Source organism: Ichthyenterobacterium magnum (genome assembly GCF_003610635.1).
GTDB lineage: Bacteria > Bacteroidota > Bacteroidia > Flavobacteriales > Flavobacteriaceae > Ichthyenterobacterium > Ichthyenterobacterium magnum.
The window spans coordinates 165675-186377 of sequence record NZ_RAQJ01000001.1; the positions used below are offsets into that span (position 1 = coordinate 165675).

General features: G+C 29.8%; 20 protein-coding genes. 6 read left to right on the top strand and 14 right to left on the bottom strand.

Annotated elements, in window-relative coordinates:
- Positions 1-7 precede the first annotated feature (7 nt).
- Positions 8-1306, top strand: a complete 1299-nt coding sequence (locus BXY80_RS00815) for an exo-beta-N-acetylmuramidase NamZ family protein (protein WP_120199323.1) — start codon at positions 8-10, stop codon at positions 1304-1306.
- 2 nt (positions 1307-1308) lie between these two features.
- On the opposite strand, the gene BXY80_RS00820 is transcribed toward BXY80_RS00815, so the two are convergent.
- From BXY80_RS00820 to BXY80_RS00835, 4 genes are all read right to left on the bottom strand, one after another.
- Positions 1309-1707: a hypothetical protein gene (locus BXY80_RS00820; protein WP_147376088.1), complete on the bottom strand. Its 399-nt coding sequence runs from the start codon at positions 1705-1707 to the stop codon at positions 1309-1311.
- 159 nt (positions 1708-1866) lie between these two features.
- A complete protein-coding gene (locus tag BXY80_RS00825) occupies positions 1867-2682 on the bottom strand; it encodes a glycerophosphodiester phosphodiesterase family protein (protein ID WP_120199325.1) in 816 nt (271 codons plus the stop codon).
- Positions 2683-2709: 27 nt separating this feature from the next.
- Positions 2710-3555: a sterol desaturase family protein gene (locus BXY80_RS00830; protein WP_120199326.1), complete on the bottom strand. Its 846-nt coding sequence runs from the start codon at positions 3553-3555 to the stop codon at positions 2710-2712.
- A gap of 195 nt (positions 3556-3750) precedes the next feature.
- Positions 3751-4245, bottom strand: coding sequence for a YkgJ family cysteine cluster protein (locus BXY80_RS00835; RefSeq protein WP_120199327.1), 495 nt, complete (start codon positions 4243-4245; stop codon positions 3751-3753).
- A gap of 99 nt (positions 4246-4344) precedes the next feature.
- On the opposite strand from BXY80_RS00835, the gene BXY80_RS00840 reads away from it, so the two are divergent.
- Positions 4345-5040 carry a class I SAM-dependent methyltransferase gene (locus tag BXY80_RS00840; protein WP_120199328.1) on the top strand — a complete coding sequence of 232 codons (696 nt, stop codon included), beginning with the start codon at positions 4345-4347 and terminating at the stop codon, positions 5038-5040.
- A gap of 90 nt (positions 5041-5130) precedes the next feature.
- Here BXY80_RS00840 and BXY80_RS00845 read toward each other — a convergent pair whose 3' ends face one another.
- The 3 genes from BXY80_RS00845 to BXY80_RS00855 form a co-directional block, all read right to left on the bottom strand.
- Entirely contained in the window at positions 5131-6747 is a 1617-nt protein-coding gene (locus tag BXY80_RS00845; protein ID WP_120199329.1) for an amidohydrolase, read from the bottom strand.
- Between the two features lie 211 nt (positions 6748-6958).
- Positions 6959-8695 (bottom strand): TonB-dependent receptor, encoded by a 1737-nt coding sequence (locus BXY80_RS00850; RefSeq protein WP_120200313.1) that lies wholly within the window; start codon positions 8693-8695, stop codon positions 6959-6961.
- Between the two features lie 43 nt (positions 8696-8738).
- Entirely contained in the window at positions 8739-11762 is a 3024-nt protein-coding gene (locus BXY80_RS00855; protein WP_120199330.1) for a tetratricopeptide repeat protein, read from the bottom strand.
- Positions 11763-12020: 258 nt separating this feature from the next.
- On the opposite strand from BXY80_RS00855, the gene BXY80_RS13855 reads away from it, so the two are divergent.
- Both BXY80_RS13855 and BXY80_RS00860 read left to right on the top strand, forming a co-directional pair.
- On the top strand, positions 12021-12161 hold the full coding sequence (locus BXY80_RS13855) for a hypothetical protein (RefSeq protein WP_162843251.1): 141 nt from the start codon (positions 12021-12023) through the stop codon (positions 12159-12161).
- An 85-nt stretch (positions 12162-12246) separates the two neighbouring features.
- Positions 12247-12930, top strand: a complete 684-nt coding sequence (locus BXY80_RS00860) for a cell division ATP-binding protein FtsE (protein ID WP_120199331.1) — start codon at positions 12247-12249, stop codon at positions 12928-12930.
- 19 nt (positions 12931-12949) lie between these two features.
- Here BXY80_RS00860 and BXY80_RS00865 read toward each other — a convergent pair whose 3' ends face one another.
- Positions 12950-13771, bottom strand: coding sequence for a 2OG-Fe(II) oxygenase (locus tag BXY80_RS00865; protein ID WP_245977129.1), 822 nt, complete (start codon positions 13769-13771; stop codon positions 12950-12952).
- A 7-nt stretch (positions 13772-13778) separates the two neighbouring features.
- Positions 13779-14900, bottom strand: a complete 1122-nt coding sequence (locus BXY80_RS00870; protein WP_120199332.1) for a glycosyltransferase family protein — start codon at positions 14898-14900, stop codon at positions 13779-13781.
- Positions 14901-14983: 83 nt separating this feature from the next.
- Here BXY80_RS00870 and BXY80_RS00875 point away from each other — a divergent pair, with 83 nt between their 5' ends.
- Positions 14984-15916 (top strand): glycosyltransferase family 2 protein, encoded by a 933-nt coding sequence (locus BXY80_RS00875; RefSeq protein WP_120199333.1) that lies wholly within the window; start codon positions 14984-14986, stop codon positions 15914-15916.
- Here the strand turns inward: BXY80_RS00875 and BXY80_RS00880 are convergent.
- Positions 15899-16291 (bottom strand): sugar 3,4-ketoisomerase, encoded by a 393-nt coding sequence (locus tag BXY80_RS00880; protein ID WP_120199334.1) that lies wholly within the window; start codon positions 16289-16291, stop codon positions 15899-15901. The genes BXY80_RS00875 and BXY80_RS00880 overlap by 18 nt on opposite strands.
- 26 nt (positions 16292-16317) lie before the next feature.
- Complete coding sequence (locus BXY80_RS00885) at positions 16318-17394, bottom strand: glycosyltransferase (RefSeq protein WP_120199335.1); 1077 nt, start codon at positions 17392-17394, stop codon at positions 16318-16320.
- Positions 17395-17431: 37 nt separating this feature from the next.
- On the opposite strand from BXY80_RS00885, the gene BXY80_RS00890 reads away from it, so the two are divergent.
- Positions 17432-18574 carry a glycosyltransferase gene (locus BXY80_RS00890; protein WP_120199336.1) on the top strand — a complete coding sequence of 381 codons (1143 nt, stop codon included), beginning with the start codon at positions 17432-17434 and terminating at the stop codon, positions 18572-18574.
- Here BXY80_RS00890 and BXY80_RS14060 read toward each other — a convergent pair.
- From BXY80_RS14060 to BXY80_RS00900, 3 genes are all read right to left on the bottom strand, one after another.
- A complete protein-coding gene (locus BXY80_RS14060) occupies positions 18564-18698 on the bottom strand; it encodes a hypothetical protein (protein WP_262603050.1) in 135 nt (44 codons plus the stop codon). The two genes, BXY80_RS00890 and BXY80_RS14060, sit on opposite strands and share 11 nt — an antisense overlap.
- Before the next feature lie 285 nt (positions 18699-18983).
- Positions 18984-19310: a hypothetical protein gene (locus BXY80_RS00895; RefSeq protein WP_120199337.1), complete on the bottom strand. Its 327-nt coding sequence runs from the start codon at positions 19308-19310 to the stop codon at positions 18984-18986.
- Between the two features lie 84 nt (positions 19311-19394).
- Positions 19395-20678 (bottom strand): O-antigen translocase, encoded by a 1284-nt coding sequence (locus tag BXY80_RS00900; protein ID WP_262603052.1) that lies wholly within the window; start codon positions 20676-20678, stop codon positions 19395-19397.
- Positions 20679-20703 lie beyond the last annotated feature (25 nt).

The following is a 20703-nucleotide window of genomic DNA, read 5'->3' on the forward strand; positions in this document are numbered from 1 at the left end:
ATTATATATGCGATTAAACGTTTTCAAAAATACTGTTTTATTATTTGTTTTAGTATTGATTTCTTGTGGGAATAAGTTTAAGTCAGAAGATGGAGTAAACATAGTAGAAGACACTTCGACTGCGCTCAGTGTGACAAAGGCTATTGTTGTTGGTGCAAATCAAACAGAACTATATTTACCACTTTTAAACGGAAAGCGTGTTGGTATTGTTGCCAATCAAACCAGTGTTATTTTTGAAAATAAAATGGATTCAATTTATGAAGTTGACCCTGAAACTAATGCGTTAATATTATATGAAACACAACATAGAAACACGCATTTAATAGATTCATTAATTAGTTTAAATGTTGATGTTGTAAAAGTATTTGCTCCAGAGCATGGCTTTAGAGGAAAAGCTGATGCTGGTGAGCTCATAAAAGATGGTATAGATTTAAAAACTGGGTTACCTATTGTTTCGCTTCATGGAAAAAACAAAAAGCCAACTAACGATCAACTTTCAGATTTAGATATAGTTGTTTTTGATATACAAGATGTTGGTGCTCGTTTTTATACTTATATCTCTACTTTACATTATGTAATGGAAGCTTGTGCCGAAAATAATATTCCTTTAATTATTTTAGATAGACCAAATCCAAATGGAAATTATGTTGATGGTCCAACTCTTGAGAAAGAACACCAAAGTTTTTTAGGAATGCATCCAATTCCATTAGTTCATGGTATGACCATTGGCGAATATGCTAAAATGATTAATGGTGAGCAATGGCTTTTAAATGGAGTGCAATGTAATATAACAATCATTACGTGTGAAAATTACACACATAAAACACCTTACAGTTTGTCTATAAGGCCTTCGCCTAATCTACCAAACGACCAATCTATAAAACTCTATCCTAGTCTTGGATTGTTTGAAGGCACTACTATTAATGCAGGAAGAGGTACAGAGTTTCAATTTCAAAGATATGGTGCTCCATTTCTTAACCCTGAGACCATGACTTTTACCTATACACCACAATCAAACTTTGGAGCAAAGCATCCTAAACATAAGGATAAACTGTGCTATGGTGAGGATTTGAGTGATACTTCTGTAACTAATGAAATGACTTTAAAATGGGTTATAAAAGCCTATAAAAATGCACTAGACAAATCCTTGTTTTTTAATACTAATAATTTCACCAAACATGCTGGTACTAAAAAACTACAACAACAAATTGAACAAGGGCTTTCTGAAAATGAAATTAAAGATAGTTGGAAAAAAGACTTAGAAAAATTTCGAGTGGTAAGAAATAAATATTTACTATATAAATAACATTACTCTTCATTTTGAAGTGCTGTTAACTTTACATCCGTATCTAAAACGCGTGTATTGTTCTGCAAAACACGAACTACAAAAACTATTCTTAAAGGCGATTGTACAACAACAAAAACATGTTTCCCTTTACTTAATTCTGTTAATGGAACTTTGTAAGAATTAGCATTAATTTTTGTATCAACTTCACGCTCATACTTCATATTAACAGCATACACTTTATTTATCATCTTATCACTTTTAAGCAATAAGGTATCTTTAGTTTTATTTAAATAGTGAGTAATACCGTTTGCTCTAACATTTACGTTAGGCTCTAATAAAGCGTAGTCTTCTTGGGCAGAAACTTTATTATAAAGCATAAAAAAAAGGACTGCAAAAAATAATCTTAAATATATTCTCATTAATACACGTTTAAAGTGTCAACTTAATAGAACTCTACACTATTTTTTTAATCCCGAATGGCAAACCTAAATGGTTTCTTACGTTCTAAAAAATAAATTCTGTGAAGTGTCATAAAAATCAGAGGAAAGACTTTTTTTGTTAATAAGTCTGTTGAAAACTTAGTTTTTAAGCATCTTAATTAGCTTATCTGGATAATCTGTAATAATGCCATCTACTTTAAAATCTATTATACGCCTTATATCAGATTCTTGATTAACTGTCCAAGGAATAATTTGAAAACCGTCATTCTGAAACTTAAAAACAGTTTCTGCATCTAAAAGTTTAAAATATGGGCTAATTATTTCTGGACTGTAACTTAACTGCGAAAGTTTTTTAGTAATATTTTCTCCTTCATCTACCAACAAAGCCACTTTCATTTTAGGTGCTTGTCTTTTAATTTCTTCAAGAATACGCAAATCAAACGATTGTAAATTTGTTCTTTCAAAAACAGGATACTTTTCTATAACATCTAATATTAAGCTAACAAAAACCTTAGGGTTTGGTGTAAAAAATTCGTCATACTTTGGCTTGCATTTAACCTCAATATTATATTTTATTGAAGGATTCTGAACATTAGAAGCTTTAAAAACTTCATCTAATGATGGTTTATAGCAGTTTATCTTTTTTTGTTCTGGATAATCTGGATGAAATTTTAAACCACAATCAAATTGTTTAATTTCTTCATGAGTCATTTCATATAAATTATGCTTCATATCTTCACTCTCAGGAATTTCTTCTCCAGAAGGTTTTAAGCATATTCTTCGACTCATAAAGGGTTCGTGTGATACTATAACTTTATCATCTTTAGAAATAACGACATCCATCTCTAAAGTATGGACGCCAAGCTCTATAGCTTTTTTAAAAGCTGGCAATGCGTTTTCTGGGAGCAATCCTCTACAACCTCTATGTCCTTGAATGTCAATATTAGAAATCATAATTCAACATTGTGAAAGCAAACTTATTTATTGCTCTTCATTAGTTGGCAAAATTGTAGGTTTTTGGTATTCTTGAAATGGTTGTTTTAAAAGCTCAATAATACTTCCGTTTTTTATTTCATCTGGAAACACATCAACGCCATAGACTATAGCATCTCTGTCTAATTTCATAAACGTTCCAAAAAGCCTGTCCCAAATAGAAAATATGTTTCCGTAATTAGAATCTGTATAAGGCAATACATAATGATGATGTACTTTATGCATATCTGGTGAGACCAACACATAACTTAGCATATCATCAACTTTTTTTGGCAATTTAATATTAGCATGACTAAACTGTGTTGCTATTAATGACATAGATTGATACAACATAACGATAGCTATTGGTGTACCAACTACAAAAACTCCAAATAGTGTAAATGCAAACCTGATTAGACTTTCTAAAGGATGATGCCTATTAGCTGTTGTTGTATCTACTTTATGGTCTGTGTGATGTACCAAATGTATCATCCACAATGGTTTCACTTTATGCTCAACAAAATGTGCAAGATAAGCGCCAAAAAAATCTAACAATAAAACACTAATGCTAACATAGATCCATAATGGCATTTCTGGCAACCAGTTAATAATTCCGAAGTCATTATGTTGCACCCAATCTGAAGTACCAAGAAGTAAAAATGCTAATCCAAAATTGATAATAATTGTTGTTAATGTAAAAAAGATATTTGGTATAGCATGTTTCCATTTTTTATAGTTAAATCTATATAACGGTAGCGATCCTTCTAATAACCAAAAAAAGGTAAGTCCACCAACTAATATTAAACTTCTGTGCAACGACGGAATACTTTCAAAGTAATTTATAATACTTTCCATTAACTATTCTTTTATAATTTAAATATACTAAAAAGTTGAAATTATTTTTGTTTGCTTGCTATTGCTATACTACCAATACGTCAACCTGAATTTATTTCAGGTTCTCACTTTACAAGATTGGTTTCTAACTTTTATGAGATTCTGAAACAAGTTCAGAAAGACGTTTTCAACTTTATTTTATTTTACTATTAATCATTAAAGCTTAATTCTCTTTTTCATGGCTTCAACAATATTGTAAGCTGCTGGGCAAATTTCAATGTTTTTCATAGTAAGATTAGAAATCTGCTGAAATTTTTTACGGTTAGTATGCGGAAACTCTCTACACGCTTTTGGTCTTACATCATAAATAGAACAGTAATTATCTGCTCCTAAAAAAGTACATGGCACAGATTGCAGAACGTAATCATTATCTTCATCTATTCTTAAATACTGCTCAATAAAGAGATGCTGTTTCATTTTAAAATGTTTTGCAATGCGCTCAACATCTTTATCAGTAAATAATGGTCCAGTAGTTTTACAGCAATTTGCACATTGTAAACAATCTGTTTTTTCAAACTCATCATCATGAAGTTCTTGCATGAGATAGTCTAATTGCTTTGGCGGTTTCTTTTTAAGTTTATTAAAGAAGGTTTTATTTTCCTTATGATTATCTTTGGCGAGCTTTGGAAGATTATTGATGATGTCTTGCATATAGCAAAAATAATGTAATTTGTCATTCTGAACATAGTGAAGAATCTAAAAAAACTAGAGATGTTTCGGCTTTGCTCAACATGACACAAAACTAAACTTTTGAAAGATTTATTCGGAAAAGCTTTGCGCGATTACCATAACGGAAATTATACTGAAGACCTCATCACATCTACAAACATTTCTGGTGAAGATGAATTGCCGCTTCCCTATTTATTTAGGTCGTACTCCAAAATGCCAAAGCTTGAACAAAAAGCGTTGCAATTAGCAACAGGAAACGTGCTTGATGTTGGTTGTGGTTCTGGCAGCCATAGTTTACACTTACAAAGCAAAGGTTCAAAAGTAAAAGCTATTGATATTTCTGAAGGTGCTGTTGAAGTTTCAAAACTTAGAGGTGTAAAGCATGTAGCGTTGAAAAATATTTTAGATGAAACTGAAACTTTTGACACCATTTTATTATTGATGAATGGCACAGGGATTTTTCAAGAATTATCTCAAGTATCTATCTATTTAAAACATTTAAAGTCGCTTTTAAATACTAACGGTCAAATATTAATAGACTCGTCTGATATCAAATACATGTATGAAGATGATGATGGCGGACTTTGGATAGATACTAATGCTAATTATTATGGAGAACTCGATTATTTTTTAAGTTATAAAGGCGAAGACGAAACACCAATGAAATGGTTGTATCTTGATTTAGAACGCTTACAATTAGCTTGTGAAACTGTTGGATTACACTGTGAGAAAATTATGGATGGTGAACATTTTGATTATTTGGCGAGGTTGAGTTAACCCAAATTTGTCATTCCGCACTTGATGCGGAATCCACAACAATGTGGTAATCAAGTCTTTTTTGAAGAGATTCCTGCCTTCGCAGGAATTTCACTGTTTCTCGCCATTAACAAATGTTTGCTCTACTTTAATATTAGGAATCTCGTTTTGATTAACCGTCATAATATCTTTGTCTAAAACAATAAAATCGGCAAATTTACCAGCTTCAATACTTCCTTTTTCTTTTTCTTCAAAATTAGAATAAGCAGCCCAAATGGTCATTCCTTTTAAGGTTTCTTCTCTCGATAATGCGTTTTCCATTTGGTAACCATCTTTAGGATATTGCTTTAAATCTTGTCTAGCTACCGCTGCATAAAATGTGTAAAACGGACTTACATGCTCTACAGGAAAATCGGTTCCTAGAGCTACTTTTCCATAAGCTTTTAATAATTGCTTATACGCATAAGCACCTTTAACACGCTCGCTTCCTAAACGATCTTCTGCCCAATACATATCACTTGTGGCATGTGTTGGCTGAATTGAAGGCATCACATTTTTATACAATTTAAAATCTTCAGGAGATACAACTTGAGCATGCTCAACACGCCAACGTCTGTTTGGTTTGTTATTTAAAACCTTATTATACGTTTGAAGCACAGAGTGATTTGCAGAATCACCAATAGCATGTGTATTCATTTGATATTCTGAATTTGCTATTCTTTTAGCAGCTTCATCAAAAGTTTTCAAATCTGTAAGTAATAATCCCAAATGATTATGTTTATCACTATAAGGTTGACGCAACATAGCGCCTCGTGAACCTAAAGCACCATCTGCGTAAAACTTAAACGAACGCACATTAAGCCTATCTGTTTTAATAATGCCTTTATTTAAATAATAATCTAAATGCTCTTTTGATGCAGAAACCATTGCATAAACACGCATGTTTAAATCGCCTGTTTTTTGTAAGCTATCTATAATTTCTATCTCATCTCTATCTAATCCAGCATCATCAACAGTGGTTAATCCTAAATCAAAACACATTTTCTGTGCTTGTAACAAAGCTTCAGCTTTTTGTTTTCTAGATGGTTTAGGCCAATAGTCTAAAACTAAAAACTCTGCATTATCAACTAAAATGCCTGTAAGTTGACCATCTTTAATAACAACTTCTCCACCTTCAACTTTACTGTTAATAGTTACATTACCTAAATCTAAAGCCGCTTGATTGCATAAAATGGCATGTCCATCAATACGAAATAATACAATTGGAGTTTCTGGAAAAAGTTTATTAAGTAATTTGTTATCAGGAAATTCTTTAATATCCCAATCATTTTGGTCCCAGCCGTTTCCTAAAATAAAGTCTTGATTTTTCTTATTTTGAAATCTAATTACACGTTTAACGACTTCAGGAAAACTTTCAGATCCAATTAAATCAACAGATAATTGATCAAGACCTAATCCTAAAAAATGACAATGTGCATCGATAAACCCAGGAACAATGGTTTGTCCATTAGCGTCTATAATTGTATCTGATAAAAACCTCTTTTTTATAGCTATAGAAGTTCCGACTTCTACAAACTTTCCGTCTTTAATAGCAAAAGCTTCAGCTTTATTAAAAGCGTCATTTACGGTATACACATTTGCATTAATGACTATTGAATCTACGTGTTCCTTCTCTTGTTGACACGAAAAGGTGATTATTAAAAGCAGAAGAATGGTTAGTTGTTTCATCTGTATATAATTATTATTTTTTATAGGTCATATGTAACATTCATTTAATCATTTCCCTATGTATCGAAAATTTAGTATATGAATGTTTCATCATTTTAAATTGTAATATCAGTAAAAATAGAAAAAGCGTTCGAGATGAACGCTTTTTCTGTTCTTTATTAATGAGATTCATTAAAATAACACTTCGACAATCTCAGTGTGATACGATGTGTCAAAAATCGAACTGATAGGTTGCTCCAGCTAAAAACTGAATGCCTTGTACTGGATAATTTAACCAACGTTGATAATCTTGATTTGCTATGTTATTTGCTTTTAAATACGCAGATAAACGGTCGTTTATTTTATAACCAACGTGCGCATTAGCATCAAAATAACTATCAAGTGTTATAGTAATTGGTGTAGAAAACACCAACGTTCCTTCTTCATAAAATACATCTTTGCGTTCTCCAACATAAAATAAACCTGCACCTGCAAACCAATGGTCATCTATTTGGTAATCTAAAAAGAGAGAGCCTTTAATGTCTGGTAAGTTCCAAGGTTCTGCTTCATTATCCATACTATAATTAAAATACTCTGCTTTTAAACCTAACTTAAAATTACGATTTACATCTACATTTAATTCACCAGCAACAGAAAAGGTGCTTACATCGTCATAAACAAGACCAAAAGAATTACCATAATGGTAACTTTCTGTTGCGCCACCTAAAACACTATTGGCTTTAAATAACGCTTTGCTTCTATCTGCATAGTAATGTCCACTAACATTATAACTCATGCTATTAGATAATTTTCCTTTTAAACCAATTGAAGCATTATATTGCTGATCTGTAGGCGTAATAAATAATGTTGGTGATACAAACGGATTTACATTAGCAAAATCATAATACGAGTTTTGAATCAAGCCGCCTTCAATACCTCCATAAGCGATTAATATTTCATCTACTAAACGGTAACTAGCTGTAATATTTGGATAAATGAATATTTTATTCTTTCCGACTTCTGTGTCATTTAAATACACAAGATTAACACCTAAATTTACAGTTAAGTCATCTTGTATTAATTGATAACTCGGTGCAATACCAACATTTATATTTCCGTATTTAAGTTCTGGTGTTGAATAAAACGTTTGATCAAACGAACCTCCAATATAATCTATAGTTAATTCTGTATTAACATTTTCCCCTTGAATAGGAACATCAAATTCTGCTTTAGCTACAAATCTATTTTCACCAGAATCTTGATCATCACCAAAACGTCTAAATTGCATACTCAATTTATTAATGATAGCATCTTCAAAATTTAATTTTCCTCCAAAATTCGCACTATAAAATGAATGTTTTACATCTAACATATTAGCTGTTGTAGCATCAAATAAAGGTTGTGGCAATCCGTACCAATTATAGGTTTGCAATTCAAAACCTCCACCAACAGTCCAAGATAAATCACTTAGTTTTTTGGTATAATGTACATTTAGGTTTGTTTTAGAAAAATCGTCATCTAACAGTAAGTTTTCAATGCCGCCTTGTGAAGAATGATGACTAAAATAACCACCAACACGTTCGGTTCTATTTAATGCATGATTTAAATACACTTCACCCAAAATAGTTGTGTAAGTACCAAAACCAAGCGACGCATAATTATCGTATAATTTTATGGGTTTAGCTTTAGTAACTGTTGCAGCTTTACCTTTAGCTGGAGTAAATGTTGAAGCCACAGGAATAGAAAAAATATTATACTTCACCTCCTTTTTAGTTTCTGTTGTTTCGTCATCTAAACGAGGTGTTTCCTTAATTTTAAATGCATCAGAAATTGTTGGTGTATATGGCTTTACAACATTAATTACTTGCGTATCTATAGTATCGTTTGTTTGCTTACGTTCTTCTTGAGCGAATGATTGTGTAACGCTTATTGTAAGTACGACTATTATATATTTAATATGTTTAAGCATGTTTATGTTTTTTGATTGAATCATAAAAATTTCAGTAGTAACTTTAATTTTGTTCGGCTTCTACAGAAGCATTTGTTTTAGCTTCTTCGGTTTTAATTTTATTTAGTTCTTGTTGTGCTTCTAAAACCACATCATTAAACTCAGGGAAGTTTTTAATAACACTTTCTAGAATATACGTAGCTTGAAATGCATCATCTAAAGCATCATAATTTTTAGCCATAACAACCAAACCTTTTGCACTGTAGTATTTATAACTAGAATAGTCTCTAGCTAATTTTTGAACTGTAGTATTTGAAGCAGCATAGTTGCCATCTTTATTTTTAAAATATGCATTGTAATACAAGGCTTCTGCAGCAACTATGCCTGTAGCTATCTTTTCTACTTGAGCATAAGCTGCTTTTGCTTTTGTTTCATCACCAGTTTTTATTGCAGATCTAGCAATAATAATTTGAGCATCACTCTTTACTTTATTATCAATTTTAGAATTTGCTAAAACTTTTTCGGCATAAGCAACTGCATCATTATAATTTTGTAATTGATAATAGGCATTCATCAAATTAGATTGCGCATAAGTAATATTTTGCGGATAGTCTGCTTCTGATTCTAAACGTAATAAAACAGGAATAGCGTCATTCCATTTTGAGTTATTTAAATACGTTTCTGTTAACTTAACCATTGCTTGCTCAGTAAACTCGCCTTTAGGTTTAGAAACCACATACTCATAATGAGGCTCAGCATTTTCTGGTAAATCTTTTTTAGAATACAATTCGGCAAGATAAAAGTGAGATTTTAAGGCGTGAATTCCGTTAGGAAACTCATTTAAATAGCCATTAAATTGTCTAATTGCTTTATCTGTATTGTTATCTAGATATTGTTTCTCGGCAGCTAAATAGGTAGTGTTATCTAACTCAGCATCTGTAACATCTACATAGTCTAGTGTTTTTACCCAAGCAGCATATTCGTCTACACGACCTAAATCAATATAAATTAAACGTGCTGTTGCAACTGCTTGAATAGCTTCTTCTGTATTTGGGTAGCTACTAGCAACTTTTTTCAACTTTGTTAAAGCGCGTTCATTATCATTAGTATTATAATACGCTAAACCTTGTCTTAATAATGATTTTGAAACAAATACACTATTACGATATTCTGAAATTAAGCGATCATACATCTGCATCGCCTTATCATTCTGGTTAGATTTTACGTACGAATTTGCCAATTCATACATAGCATCATCACGTAATGATGATTTAGAAAACGCATCTATAAACGCATTTAGCTCTTGCATTTTTGTTGCGCCTTGACCTATATAACCATAACTCATTGCTTTTTGAAATGTTGCATAATCAGATTCTATTTCATTAATTGCTATAGCTTCATTGTATGCATTAATTGCTTTGTTATAATTACTGGTTACAAAATGGCCATCACCTAATCTTAGGTAAGCATCATTTAGCCTTAGTTTATCATCTTTAGATTTTGAAATGAATTTCTGAAAATACTCAGTTGACTTAGCATAATTTTTCAATTTAAAATAAGCATAAGCCAAATTATAATCTATGTTTTCGATTTCTTTAGTTGCGTTTGATTCTGATTGTTGTTCAAACTGCTTTAACCCAATTAAAGCGTCATTATAATTGGTTAGATGGTAATCTGTTTCGGCTTTCCAAAATGTTGCTCTAGATGTAAATTTTGAGTCTTTAGCTTCATTTATAGAAGCATCAAAAAGTTGTTTGGCATTATTATAATCTGCTTCGTTATATACTTCAATTCCGCGATAAAAAGCTACTTTTTGGTAGGCGACTCTATTTTCAAAACTACGCTTACCTTCTAATAACTTTAAAGCTTCTTTATAATTTTTTGATGTGATATATGAATCTATCAACAACGTTTCTAACTCTTCTCTATAACTCGTGTCTGGATATTTATCTAAATAACCAGCTAATACTTGCGGAACAGATTGGTATGGATTACCAATTTCATAACTAATTTTTGCATAATTTAACCATGCATCTTCTTGAATCTTTAAATCATAATCCATTTGAGATGCATTTCTAAACGCATTTAAAGCTTCTTGTTTTTTATCAAGATTAATATAGCTTTCCCCAAGATGATAATAGGCATTTTGAGCAACGCTATTATTACCATCAATTATTTTATTAAACTCAGAAATGGCGCTTTCAAAATCATTTTGCTTGTAATACGCATATCCTAATTGATAATAATCTGTATTATTCCAACGACCACGTTTGCCTTTATATTTGGTTAAAAACGGAATTGCTTCAGCATATTGTTCTAAATTAAAATAACTTTCACCAATAATTTTTGACAATTCTGAAACTTCAGCAGCATTGCTTTTTGGTAATTGTTCTTTTGCTAATGTGATTGCTTTTTCAAAATTACCAAGCTTAAAATTTAAATCTGCTTGATAATATGATAGCTTTTCTTTGTATTTCTCTTCGTCACTTACTTGGTCAAAATACGCATTAGCTTTATCGTAATCATCACCTTCATAAGCCATAAAACCAATATAGTATTTAGCTTGAGAACCATATTCTTTAGAATTCACTACACGGTTTAAATATTTTTGAGCGCCTGTTTCATTTCCTGTAGAATAAAGTGCATACCCATAATTAAAATTAAAACGGTCTCGCTCAGAACGAGCAATACTCTCTTCATCTACTTTATCATACCATTTTCTTGCATAGGCATATTTTGAGTTTTCAAAGTAATAATCGGCAACATCTAAAAATGCTGTATTTCGTTTTGTACTTGTAGGATATGTTTCTACAAAATCTTGAATAAGGTCATCTGCATTTTGCTGGTTTAAACGTACAGCACAATTAGCAATATAGTAAGCACAATCAGACTCCAATGTCTCATCATCAGCTTCATCTTTAATAGTGTCGAATAAAGATTGTGCTGCTTGATATTGCTTATTATTATACAGTGTTAGTGCTTTTTGGTAGTCAACTAATGCATTTGTGTAGGTTGCAGATTTTTGTGCTTGTGTGTAAAAGCTAAGTAATAGGAAACTTACTAAAATTATTATTTTTCTGTTAGCCATTAAGTCCGTTTTTTGTTGAAATTCAAAGATAAATCATTATACTCATTACATGCAGGTTTTTGGTTTTTATTCGTATTCTTTTTCTCTTTCTCTGCGTTAAAATTTTAAACCGTAACTATGGCTATGCTTGAAAATTTTGCCTTAATAAAGAAAAAAATAATTATGCCTAAATTCCCCAAAACCTACATGTAATGAGTATATAAAACTATAACGCAAGAATCGTGCTATAATTATAAACTGAGTTATTAAATGTAAAAAATGGCTGTTGATTGTTGGTTGTTGGTTGTTGGTTGTTGGTTGTTGGTTGTTGGTTGTTGGTTGTTGGTTGTTGGTTGTTGGTTGTTGGTTGTTGGTTGTTGGTTGTTGGTTGTTGGTTGTTGGTTGTTGGTTGTTGGTTAAAAAAATATAAAATAACCTTTTAAACTTTTAAACTTTTAAACTTTTAAACTTTATTTTTACAACACAATAAAAACTACGTATAAAAATGCCAGAAACTGTTTTACAATTAAAAGACGCGTCAATTTTTCAAGGTGATAGCATGGTTTTATCTGATGTAAATTTTGAAATGCATAAAGGCGACTTTGTTTACCTTATCGGAAAAACAGGAAGTGGTAAAAGTAGTTTTATGAAAACACTTTATGGTGATTTACAATTAACTGAAGGTGAAGGTCATATTGTAGATTACGATTTAAGGACACTTAAAGAAAAAGATATTCCTTTTTTAAGACGGAAACTTGGTATTGTTTTTCAAGATTTCAAACTATTGCCAGACAGAACTATAAATAGCAATTTAGAATTTGTATTAAAAGCTACAGGTTGGAAAGATAAAAAAGACATAAAAGAACGCATAGAGACTGTTTTAGATAAAGTAGCCATGAAAACAAAAGGCTTTAAATTCCCTCATGAACTCTCTGGTGGTGAGCAACAACGTATTGCCATTGCGAGGGCTTTATTAAATGACCCTGAACTTATTTTAGCAGATGAACCAACTGGAAATCTAGATCCACAAACTAGTATTGAGGTCATGGAAGTTTTACTAGACATTAATAAAAATGGAAATACCATTTTAATGGCAACTCACGATTATGCATTACTATTAAAGTACCCAAGTAAAACATTAAAGTGTGATGAAAACAAGGTATTTGAAGTCGTGCAGCGTAAAAATTAAATTCTAAAAATTGTTTGAATCACTTAGTTGACTTCTTATAAATATGTGGGTTTTTACGAATTCCTTTTTTAAAGATTTTTCGTAAAAGCATTCTCAGGCTTGCATCAATATCTAGCACTAAATTAGTTAGCGTGTCATTTGGTCTTCCTCTAAATTTTGTGACATGAAACTTGTCTGTTTCTTTTAAAGGCATATCACTAAAATAATAATTAGAAATGCAGCATCTACTCTTATCTACAGTAACCTTATTTACTGAATGCCACGAGGCATCATGAGTAGCCATAACTGCCAGCCTGTTAAACTTACTTTCTAAAACAAGTGGTTCTTTTTTGGGCCCATTAGGCCATAACTCTAAATGCCCGCCATTTTTTGTTTCCCAATCTGGAGTAACATAATATAATAAATTAAACACTCGCCATCGTTCTCTTTCTGCATCATGAGAATTATCTAAATGAGGATGCAAAAAATTATCTTTTGCCATTAATGAAATGCCTCCTGCATAAAGCGACTCATCTGCATAAAGCGACTCTACATTACATATCTCACCAATAAGCTTTACAATTTTTTTATCTTGAAAAGCATAAATAACATCTTCTAATAATTTATGATGCGCATCCATTTGAGCAGAAACATATTTATACTCACGAATACTTTTTAAAGACCTCATTTCTGTTTTATCAGGAAAAACCTCAAAACATTTTTTGGCAATGTCATCTGGTAGTAAATCGTCTATATAAAAATAACCAATTGTTGACAGAGAATTTTCATACATGTCTTGAATGGTTCTAATTCTATTTTTTATAGAATTATAAATATGATCTATTATTTCTTCTTTAGTCAAAATGAAATTAATTAAATAATGTTATAAACTGTTTTGCATTTTTTTTTGATGAATATAAATCTAATGTTTCTAATCTATTTGTACTTATTTCATAATCTAAATTAAAAACATCATTTACTATATTTATATACTCTTCTCTTGTATTTACTACAAAACATAAATCTAAAATAGATTTATCATCAACGATATTATTATTTACCACTACATGCTTTCCTTTATATAAAGCATTAAAAACCTTCAGCTTAGTACCAGACTTCTGATTTGAATACAATACATTTACATGTGCATTCTCTATCAACTCATCAAGTTTTTTATTTGATTGTAATTCTTTAAAAATACAATTAGAATTATTAGAGATTAATTTTTCGATTTTTTTAGGTTTTGTTGAACTCGCTATTATTAATTTATGATTTAAATTTTTAAAAATATCGATTAAAAACATAACAGATTGCACGTTTGAAGGTGACGTTAAATCACCATGATACAATGCATATTTCTCTGCATCATCATTAATTAAACTATTATTCTCATTAATTTCATTATTACCATGAAAAACGGGAATAAAACTCACATGTGAATCAAATCGTTTAGAAAAAAAACTATAATCATATTTTGACAATGTAATTATCTTTTCTGCTTCTTTTAAAATGGACTGATATCGTCTTAATTTTAAAGCTTCAAAATAATAACTGATTTTTTTTACCCAATTGTTTTCACTTTTAGCTAACCCAAAAATGTATTGATGTTCTACATTATGAGTTCTAACATATACTGGAAATTTAAATGTATTATTAACAAGTACAGAAGTACTATGTAAACCCTCAAATAAAACTGGTTTATTTATTTTTTTTAAGTTTAAACAAAGATGTTTATTATCCCTAGATTTTACACGAAACGGGAGCCAATGAAAAAAATTAAACAAAGATGTATTTCTTTTATAGGCATGTACCTCTTCACAGAGTTCTTTTAGAGGCCCAATATCTTTTCTGTCTTTATAATAATAATGTAAATAAATTTTTACACCTTCAAGAGCAAGGGCTTCAATCTTATAAAAAACATCAATAACACCACCAAAATTAGGCGGATATGGGTTATCAAAAGTGACAATTTGAATTTCTTTTAAACTCATTTTTACAAATCTAACGCATTTGAATCATAAATCTAAAGGGTTAATAGAAGAAAACTATTATTTTTGCTTCAATCAAAAAAATAATGCCGCAACAAATATCTGTAGTCATACCTCTTTATAATAAAGAAAAGCATATAGCAAGTACTTTAATGAGTGTCTTGGCTCAAACTTTTAAAGATTATGAAGTTATTATTATTAATGATGGTTCTACTGATAATAGTGTAAAAATTGTTAAATCATTTTCTGATCAACGTATTAAACTTTTTACTACAAAAAACAAAGGTGCAGCACATGCAAGAAATTATGGTATAAAAAAAGCTACTTCAAATTTTGTTGCACTATTAGATGCAGACGATTATTGGTTTCCTTTTTATTTAGCTAAACAAAACAGTCTCATTAATAAATATCCTAAACAACATGTATTTTCGACAGCTCAAAAAATTTATAAATATGGAAGACATTACCCTTGTACATACTCGGTTAATTTTGGGCTAGAAAGTGATGGGGTAACAAATTATTTTAAGTCTAGCACAATAAGTTCTATTATCCACTCATCATCGATAGTAATCCATAAAGATGTTTTTAAAAACGTTGGAATGTTTAATCAAAAAATCATGAGTGGTCAAGATACAGACCTTTGGATTAGAATAGGTTTAAAATACCCCATTGTATTTAGTACAAAAATATGTTCAGTATACAATTTTGTTTCTGATGGGTTGTTTAAATCTACTCACTCAATGAAACAAAAAATTGATTTATCACCTTATGAAGTGTTTGAAAAAAACAATTCTGATTTAAAAAAATTTTTAGACCTCAATCGATACGCTTTAGCTATTCAGTCTAAATTATGGAATGATAAAAAAAGCTTTAAGGCTTTAACTTCTAAAATAGAATTAAGCAATCTTAACAAAAAGCAACGCTTTTTGTTAAAGCAAAATAAAAATACACTTTTAATGTTTATAAAAATTAAAGAAAACCTTTCTAAATTAGGGATACAACTAAGTACTTACAAATAATTTAAACCTATTATAATCTCTAATATAATCTTTCTCATCAAACTCAGTAGAAGCTAAAACAAGGCATACAGATCCAGATGAAAAATCATCTATTTCTCTCCAAATACCTGACGGTATAAAAAGCCCTTTATTTGGTTTATTAAGCATAATAGTTTTTTTATTGATACCATCATCAATAGTAACTTCAAAGCTTCCGCTTAAAGGAATAATAAATGATTGTTGCTTAATATGTGCGTGACCACCTCTATAAGCATCACTAGGCACATCATACAAATAGTAAATACGTTTAATTGCAAAAGGAATAAGGTTTTTTTCAATTACCGCTAATTTTCCTCTTTTTTCATGAACATTCGGAATATTTATTATATCGACCAAATTTAATGTGTTTTTTAATTACTAGCTTAATTTAATAACTTTTTCCAAACTTTAGCTATAGATACCATAGAAAAAGGCTCTGCACTTTTTTTAGCATTAAATTTACATGTTTCATACAAACTAGTATCATTTATAAAACGATTCATAGCTTCGGCTAATGCATTAGAATTATAATTTTCTACTAAAAGCCCATTTTTCTCATTTATAATAATTTCATTAGGTCCAGACATACAATCTACAGATATTACAGGCACACCCAAAGCTAAAGATTCTATAAGAGAGCGTGGAAACCCTTCGTAATGGCTTGTTAATACAGTAAATTGTGCAGCCTTTACATATCTGTATGGGTTAGGCATAAAAGGCACAAAACGAACATTATCTTTTAAGTTTAATCCTGCAACTTTATGCTTTAACAAATTAATATCTAATCCATTACCTAAAAGTATTAAATCTATCCCTTTTTGTGGCAATTGAGACTCATAATAAGATTGAATTAATAAACTAATATTTTTAACATTATCTACTAATCTCCCAAAAAACAATATGTATGGCTTACTTGTGACCTTATTATTTATTTCTATAGGCTCTACCGGATTATAGATTGTTGTAACATTATTAAACCCATATTCTGCAATAATTTTTTCTTCAATTTGTTTCGACACAGCCACAATTTTATAAGCATCTTTATAAAGGTACCTTGATATAAATTTAGGTTTAACAAAATAAGTACCCAAGTTATAACTCCTAACACAATAAATGGTTTTTTTAGGATTAAACAGTAATCTAGAAACTCCTATCTCCCTAAAAAATGAAGACCTAGATCTATTATCTATAACAAAGTCAAAATTATTTGTTTTAAGATAATTCTTAAAAATTATAAATTTTTTGACTTTAGATATAAATGATTTACCCTTTTCAATTTCTCCTAAATTTAATAGTTCACCAGCATATTTATAATCAATTTCTGGCAAAATAGTAACAACATGTACTTTATAATCTAGGCTATCTAACATTATTGATAACAGTGCTGATGAACGCTCTGCGCCTCCATTAGCCAATGAAGAAACCACAATACATACTTTTTTCTTATTTGATTTTGGCATTAAAAGTTATCTTTGATAACAAAAATATGTAATATTAATGAAGATTTTATTAATAGGAGAATATAATAGGGCTCATAAATTTTTAAAAGAAGGTCTTATTAAATTAAACCACGAAGCTATTGTAGTTGGTCTAAATGATGGATTTAAAAAAGTAGATGTTGATATATTAATAAAACCATATTTAGAAAAAGGTATCCTAAAAAAAATTCGTGTTCTATTTTTTAAGCTTTTTAGGTATGATTTACATTCTTATTTTACTAAACGTCAAATCATTAAACATAAAAACAAACTTTCTGGATATGATGTAATACAATTTATTAACGAAAGCTCTTTTTTATGTCAAGCCAAAACAGAAAAAGAAATAATTAACCTTCTAACTCAATGGAATAAAAAAGTTTTTTTACTGTCATGTGGTACAGATTACCCAAGTGTTAAATATGCTTTCGATAAAAAACTTAGATATTCAATACTAACACCTTATTTCGAAAAACGCTTACCAAAAAGTAGTTTTTCTTTAGGATTGAAATACTTAGAACCTGAATTCATAGAATTACACAAACATATGTATAATACTATTGAAGGTGTTATCTCATGTGATCTTGATTACACCATCCCTCTAAAAGACAATTTTAAACATTTAGGTTTAATTCCTCATGCAATTAATACTGACAAAATTGCCTTTACACCTTTAAAAATAAGTGATAAAATCGTTATATTTCATGGCATAAACAGAAATAATTACTATAAAAAGGGTAATGATATCTTCGAAAAAGCTTTAGAGATTGTTAAAGGAAATTATAATGAAAAGATTAAAATAATTACAGTTGAAAATCTTCCTTATCATAATTACATTAAAGCTTTTGATGAAGCCCATATTTTTTTAGATCAGGTTTTTGCTTATGATCAAGGCTACAATGCTTTAGAGGCTATGGCAAAAGGCAAGGTTGTATTTACAGGTGCAGAACAAGAATGGCTCGATTATTATAACTTAAAAAAAGATACAGTAGCAATTAATGCATTGCCAGACGAAAAAGCTATCGCCAAAAAAATAGAGTGGCTTATTTTAAACCCTGAAAAACTTATAGAGATTTCTAAACAAGGAAGAGCATTTGTTGAAAAAGAGCATTATTATATTAAATGCGCTAAACAGTATTTAAATAAATGGCAAACTAATTTTTAACTCTTGGAGATCTTAACTCCAAAGACACTCTAGTTATATCTTTATTTTTGTTTACTGCTGCTCCATGAATTAAAAAGGGCGTAAATATTGATGCTTCTCCCTTTTTAGGGTTAGGTCTTACCATTTTAATAGTCCATTTTTTTGTTTCTAAAATACATGGCACTTAATAAGTATTCTCATTTATTTTTCCGTCTTTGCTTTTAGTTCTTAAAATTTCATGCTCTGAAATTAAGTGGCTTTTAGGCAAAACTGGCAAAGATGAATTTTCATTACACCCTTCTATTGGAATCTAAACATTTATAATATCTTCCCAATAGCTCAAATAACCATCTCGATGTGGTGGATTGATATCCAATGAATTTGGTCTACTTATTCTAATTTGTATATGTGTTTTTTTCAATTCTTCAACCTAGGACGTTAATTTATAACCTAAAACATTTCCAAATTGATTTGTTAATTTATCTATATCGAAATCAAAATCTGAGTTTTCAAGATTACGAGTAATTTCAATTATTTTATTATGCAAATCATCTGACGTAACAACTTTATGATACTTATCTAATGAAAATGTTTGCTCATCAAAATCTACATTATGTTGTCGAATCGCTTTTATTACATTGTTGGTAATTGACTGCTTTAATTTTTCAAAATCTTGTTTAACAAAAGCATTTACAATTGTATAGCCATCATTTTTCCATGGCATTTTTGAAATAACATTGTTTTCTTTTTTAAACAACAGCTTTTTTCTCTAAAAAAAAATCGCCTTCAACATCAAAACGGTATACATCTTGGTTAATAAATAAATACAGGATTTATTCATTTATGTTTTTTTAATTCTAAAGTAATTCCAAATTGCAAAAGCAACAATAACAAAATATATAATGTATCTATAAAAATGTGCCATAACAACACCTTGTACTCCATATAAATCTACATAGTATTTTGATAAAAAATAAAAAAGCCCTAATGAAATTAGCTCTGTAATAATGAAGCTAATTAGCATCTTTTTTGCCAAAAATTGATGTGACATTACCAAAGCTGCTAATCTTACAAAATCTCCTAAAAGTTGCCATTTAAACAAAGGTTCCATTCCAATAAAATTGGGGTAAATTATTTCAATTACTAATTCTCTAAATACGTAAATTAAAATCATTCCTAAGCCAAATAGCGGAAGCAATGTTTTATAAATATTAAAAACTTCTGCTTTAAATGCTTTGCCTCTATTTATTCTAGCAAACTTAGGAATTACATAAAGTGTAAACAAACTAGATGAAAACACCATGTAATTTTTAGAAATAAAATTCATCGCGGTCCAATGACCTGCATCAGTAATACTAATCTTATTTGTAATCATTGTTCTTATATCCAACTCAATATAATTTACAAGTACTGTAGACACAATAGACATTAATGTAAAAGCCAATAACTCTTTTATGTATGGTACTTTAAAATTAATCTTACTAACATTTAAATGTTCTTTAAGTCTAACGCCAAAAACATATAATGTAATTATAATTTGAACTATTGGCGTTATAATAATTGATAACAAAACGCCTTTTAGGCTAAAATTATACAGCCCTATTAAAAGTAAAACAATTGATAAAATATAACTTATTAAATCAATCTTTGCATATTTTTTATAATCTGACAGACCATTAATAATGCCTACAAAAACTTTATTAACACCTATAACAATTGGCATAAATGCTAATATCTGTATTATACCTATAAACTTGAGTGTATCAAATAGCCTAACAGAAATCCATGAGGCATTAAAAAAAAGTGTGATAGAAGTTAACAAAGAACCTATTAGTAGAAATACGAATGTAGTAGAAAACAATTTTTGAAGCTGTAATTTATCTTCTCGATTTTCTGAAACATTTTTTACAACACCATTAAATACTCCCAAAGATGAAGTGCTTGCTATAATCTGCATTAAATTTCTAAGCTGTCCAATTTTAGCAATACCAGCTTCACCAAGTGTCACAGCTAATACCCTTTGAACACCTAAAGAAATTAATAATCTCACAAAAACCACAATGGAGTTTAGTGATATTATTTTTAACAAAAGATTGTTTTTAAGTATGTTTTTAAATTTGGACACAAATTTTAGTTTGCTTGATTTATTA

Excerpts from the sequence above, each read along its gene's own strand:
- BXY80_RS00815 (WP_120199323.1), top strand. The coding sequence starts at position 8 with ATGCGATTAAACGTTTTCAAAAATACTGTTTTATTATTTGTTTTAGTA.
- BXY80_RS00820 (WP_147376088.1), bottom strand. The coding sequence starts at position 1,707 with ATGAGAATATATTTAAGATTATTTTTTGCAGTCCTTTTTTTTATGCTT.
- BXY80_RS00825 (WP_120199325.1), bottom strand. The coding sequence starts at position 2,682 with ATGATTTCTAATATTGACATTCAAGGACATAGAGGTTGTAGAGGATTG.
- BXY80_RS00830 (WP_120199326.1), bottom strand. The coding sequence starts at position 3,555 with ATGGAAAGTATTATAAATTACTTTGAAAGTATTCCGTCGTTGCACAGA.
- BXY80_RS00835 (WP_120199327.1), bottom strand. The coding sequence starts at position 4,245 with ATGCAAGACATCATCAATAATCTTCCAAAGCTCGCCAAAGATAATCAT.
- BXY80_RS00845 (WP_120199329.1), bottom strand. The coding sequence starts at position 6,747 with ATGAAACAACTAACCATTCTTCTGCTTTTAATAATCACCTTTTCGTGT.
- BXY80_RS00850 (WP_120200313.1), bottom strand. The coding sequence starts at position 8,695 with ATGCTTAAACATATTAAATATATAATAGTCGTACTTACAATAAGCGTT.
- BXY80_RS00855 (WP_120199330.1), bottom strand. The coding sequence starts at position 11,762 with ATGGCTAACAGAAAAATAATAATTTTAGTAAGTTTCCTATTACTTAGC.
- BXY80_RS13855 (WP_162843251.1), top strand. The coding sequence starts at position 12,021 with ATGGCTGTTGATTGTTGGTTGTTGGTTGTTGGTTGTTGGTTGTTGGTT.
- BXY80_RS00860 (WP_120199331.1), top strand. The coding sequence starts at position 12,247 with ATGCCAGAAACTGTTTTACAATTAAAAGACGCGTCAATTTTTCAAGGT.
- BXY80_RS00870 (WP_120199332.1), bottom strand. The coding sequence starts at position 14,900 with ATGAGTTTAAAAGAAATTCAAATTGTCACTTTTGATAACCCATATCCG.
- BXY80_RS00875 (WP_120199333.1), top strand. The coding sequence starts at position 14,984 with ATGCCGCAACAAATATCTGTAGTCATACCTCTTTATAATAAAGAAAAG.
- BXY80_RS00885 (WP_120199335.1), bottom strand. The coding sequence starts at position 17,394 with ATGCCAAAATCAAATAAGAAAAAAGTATGTATTGTGGTTTCTTCATTG.
- BXY80_RS00890 (WP_120199336.1), top strand. The coding sequence starts at position 17,432 with ATGAAGATTTTATTAATAGGAGAATATAATAGGGCTCATAAATTTTTA.
- BXY80_RS14060 (WP_262603050.1), bottom strand. The coding sequence starts at position 18,698 with ATGGTAAGACCTAACCCTAAAAAGGGAGAAGCATCAATATTTACGCCC.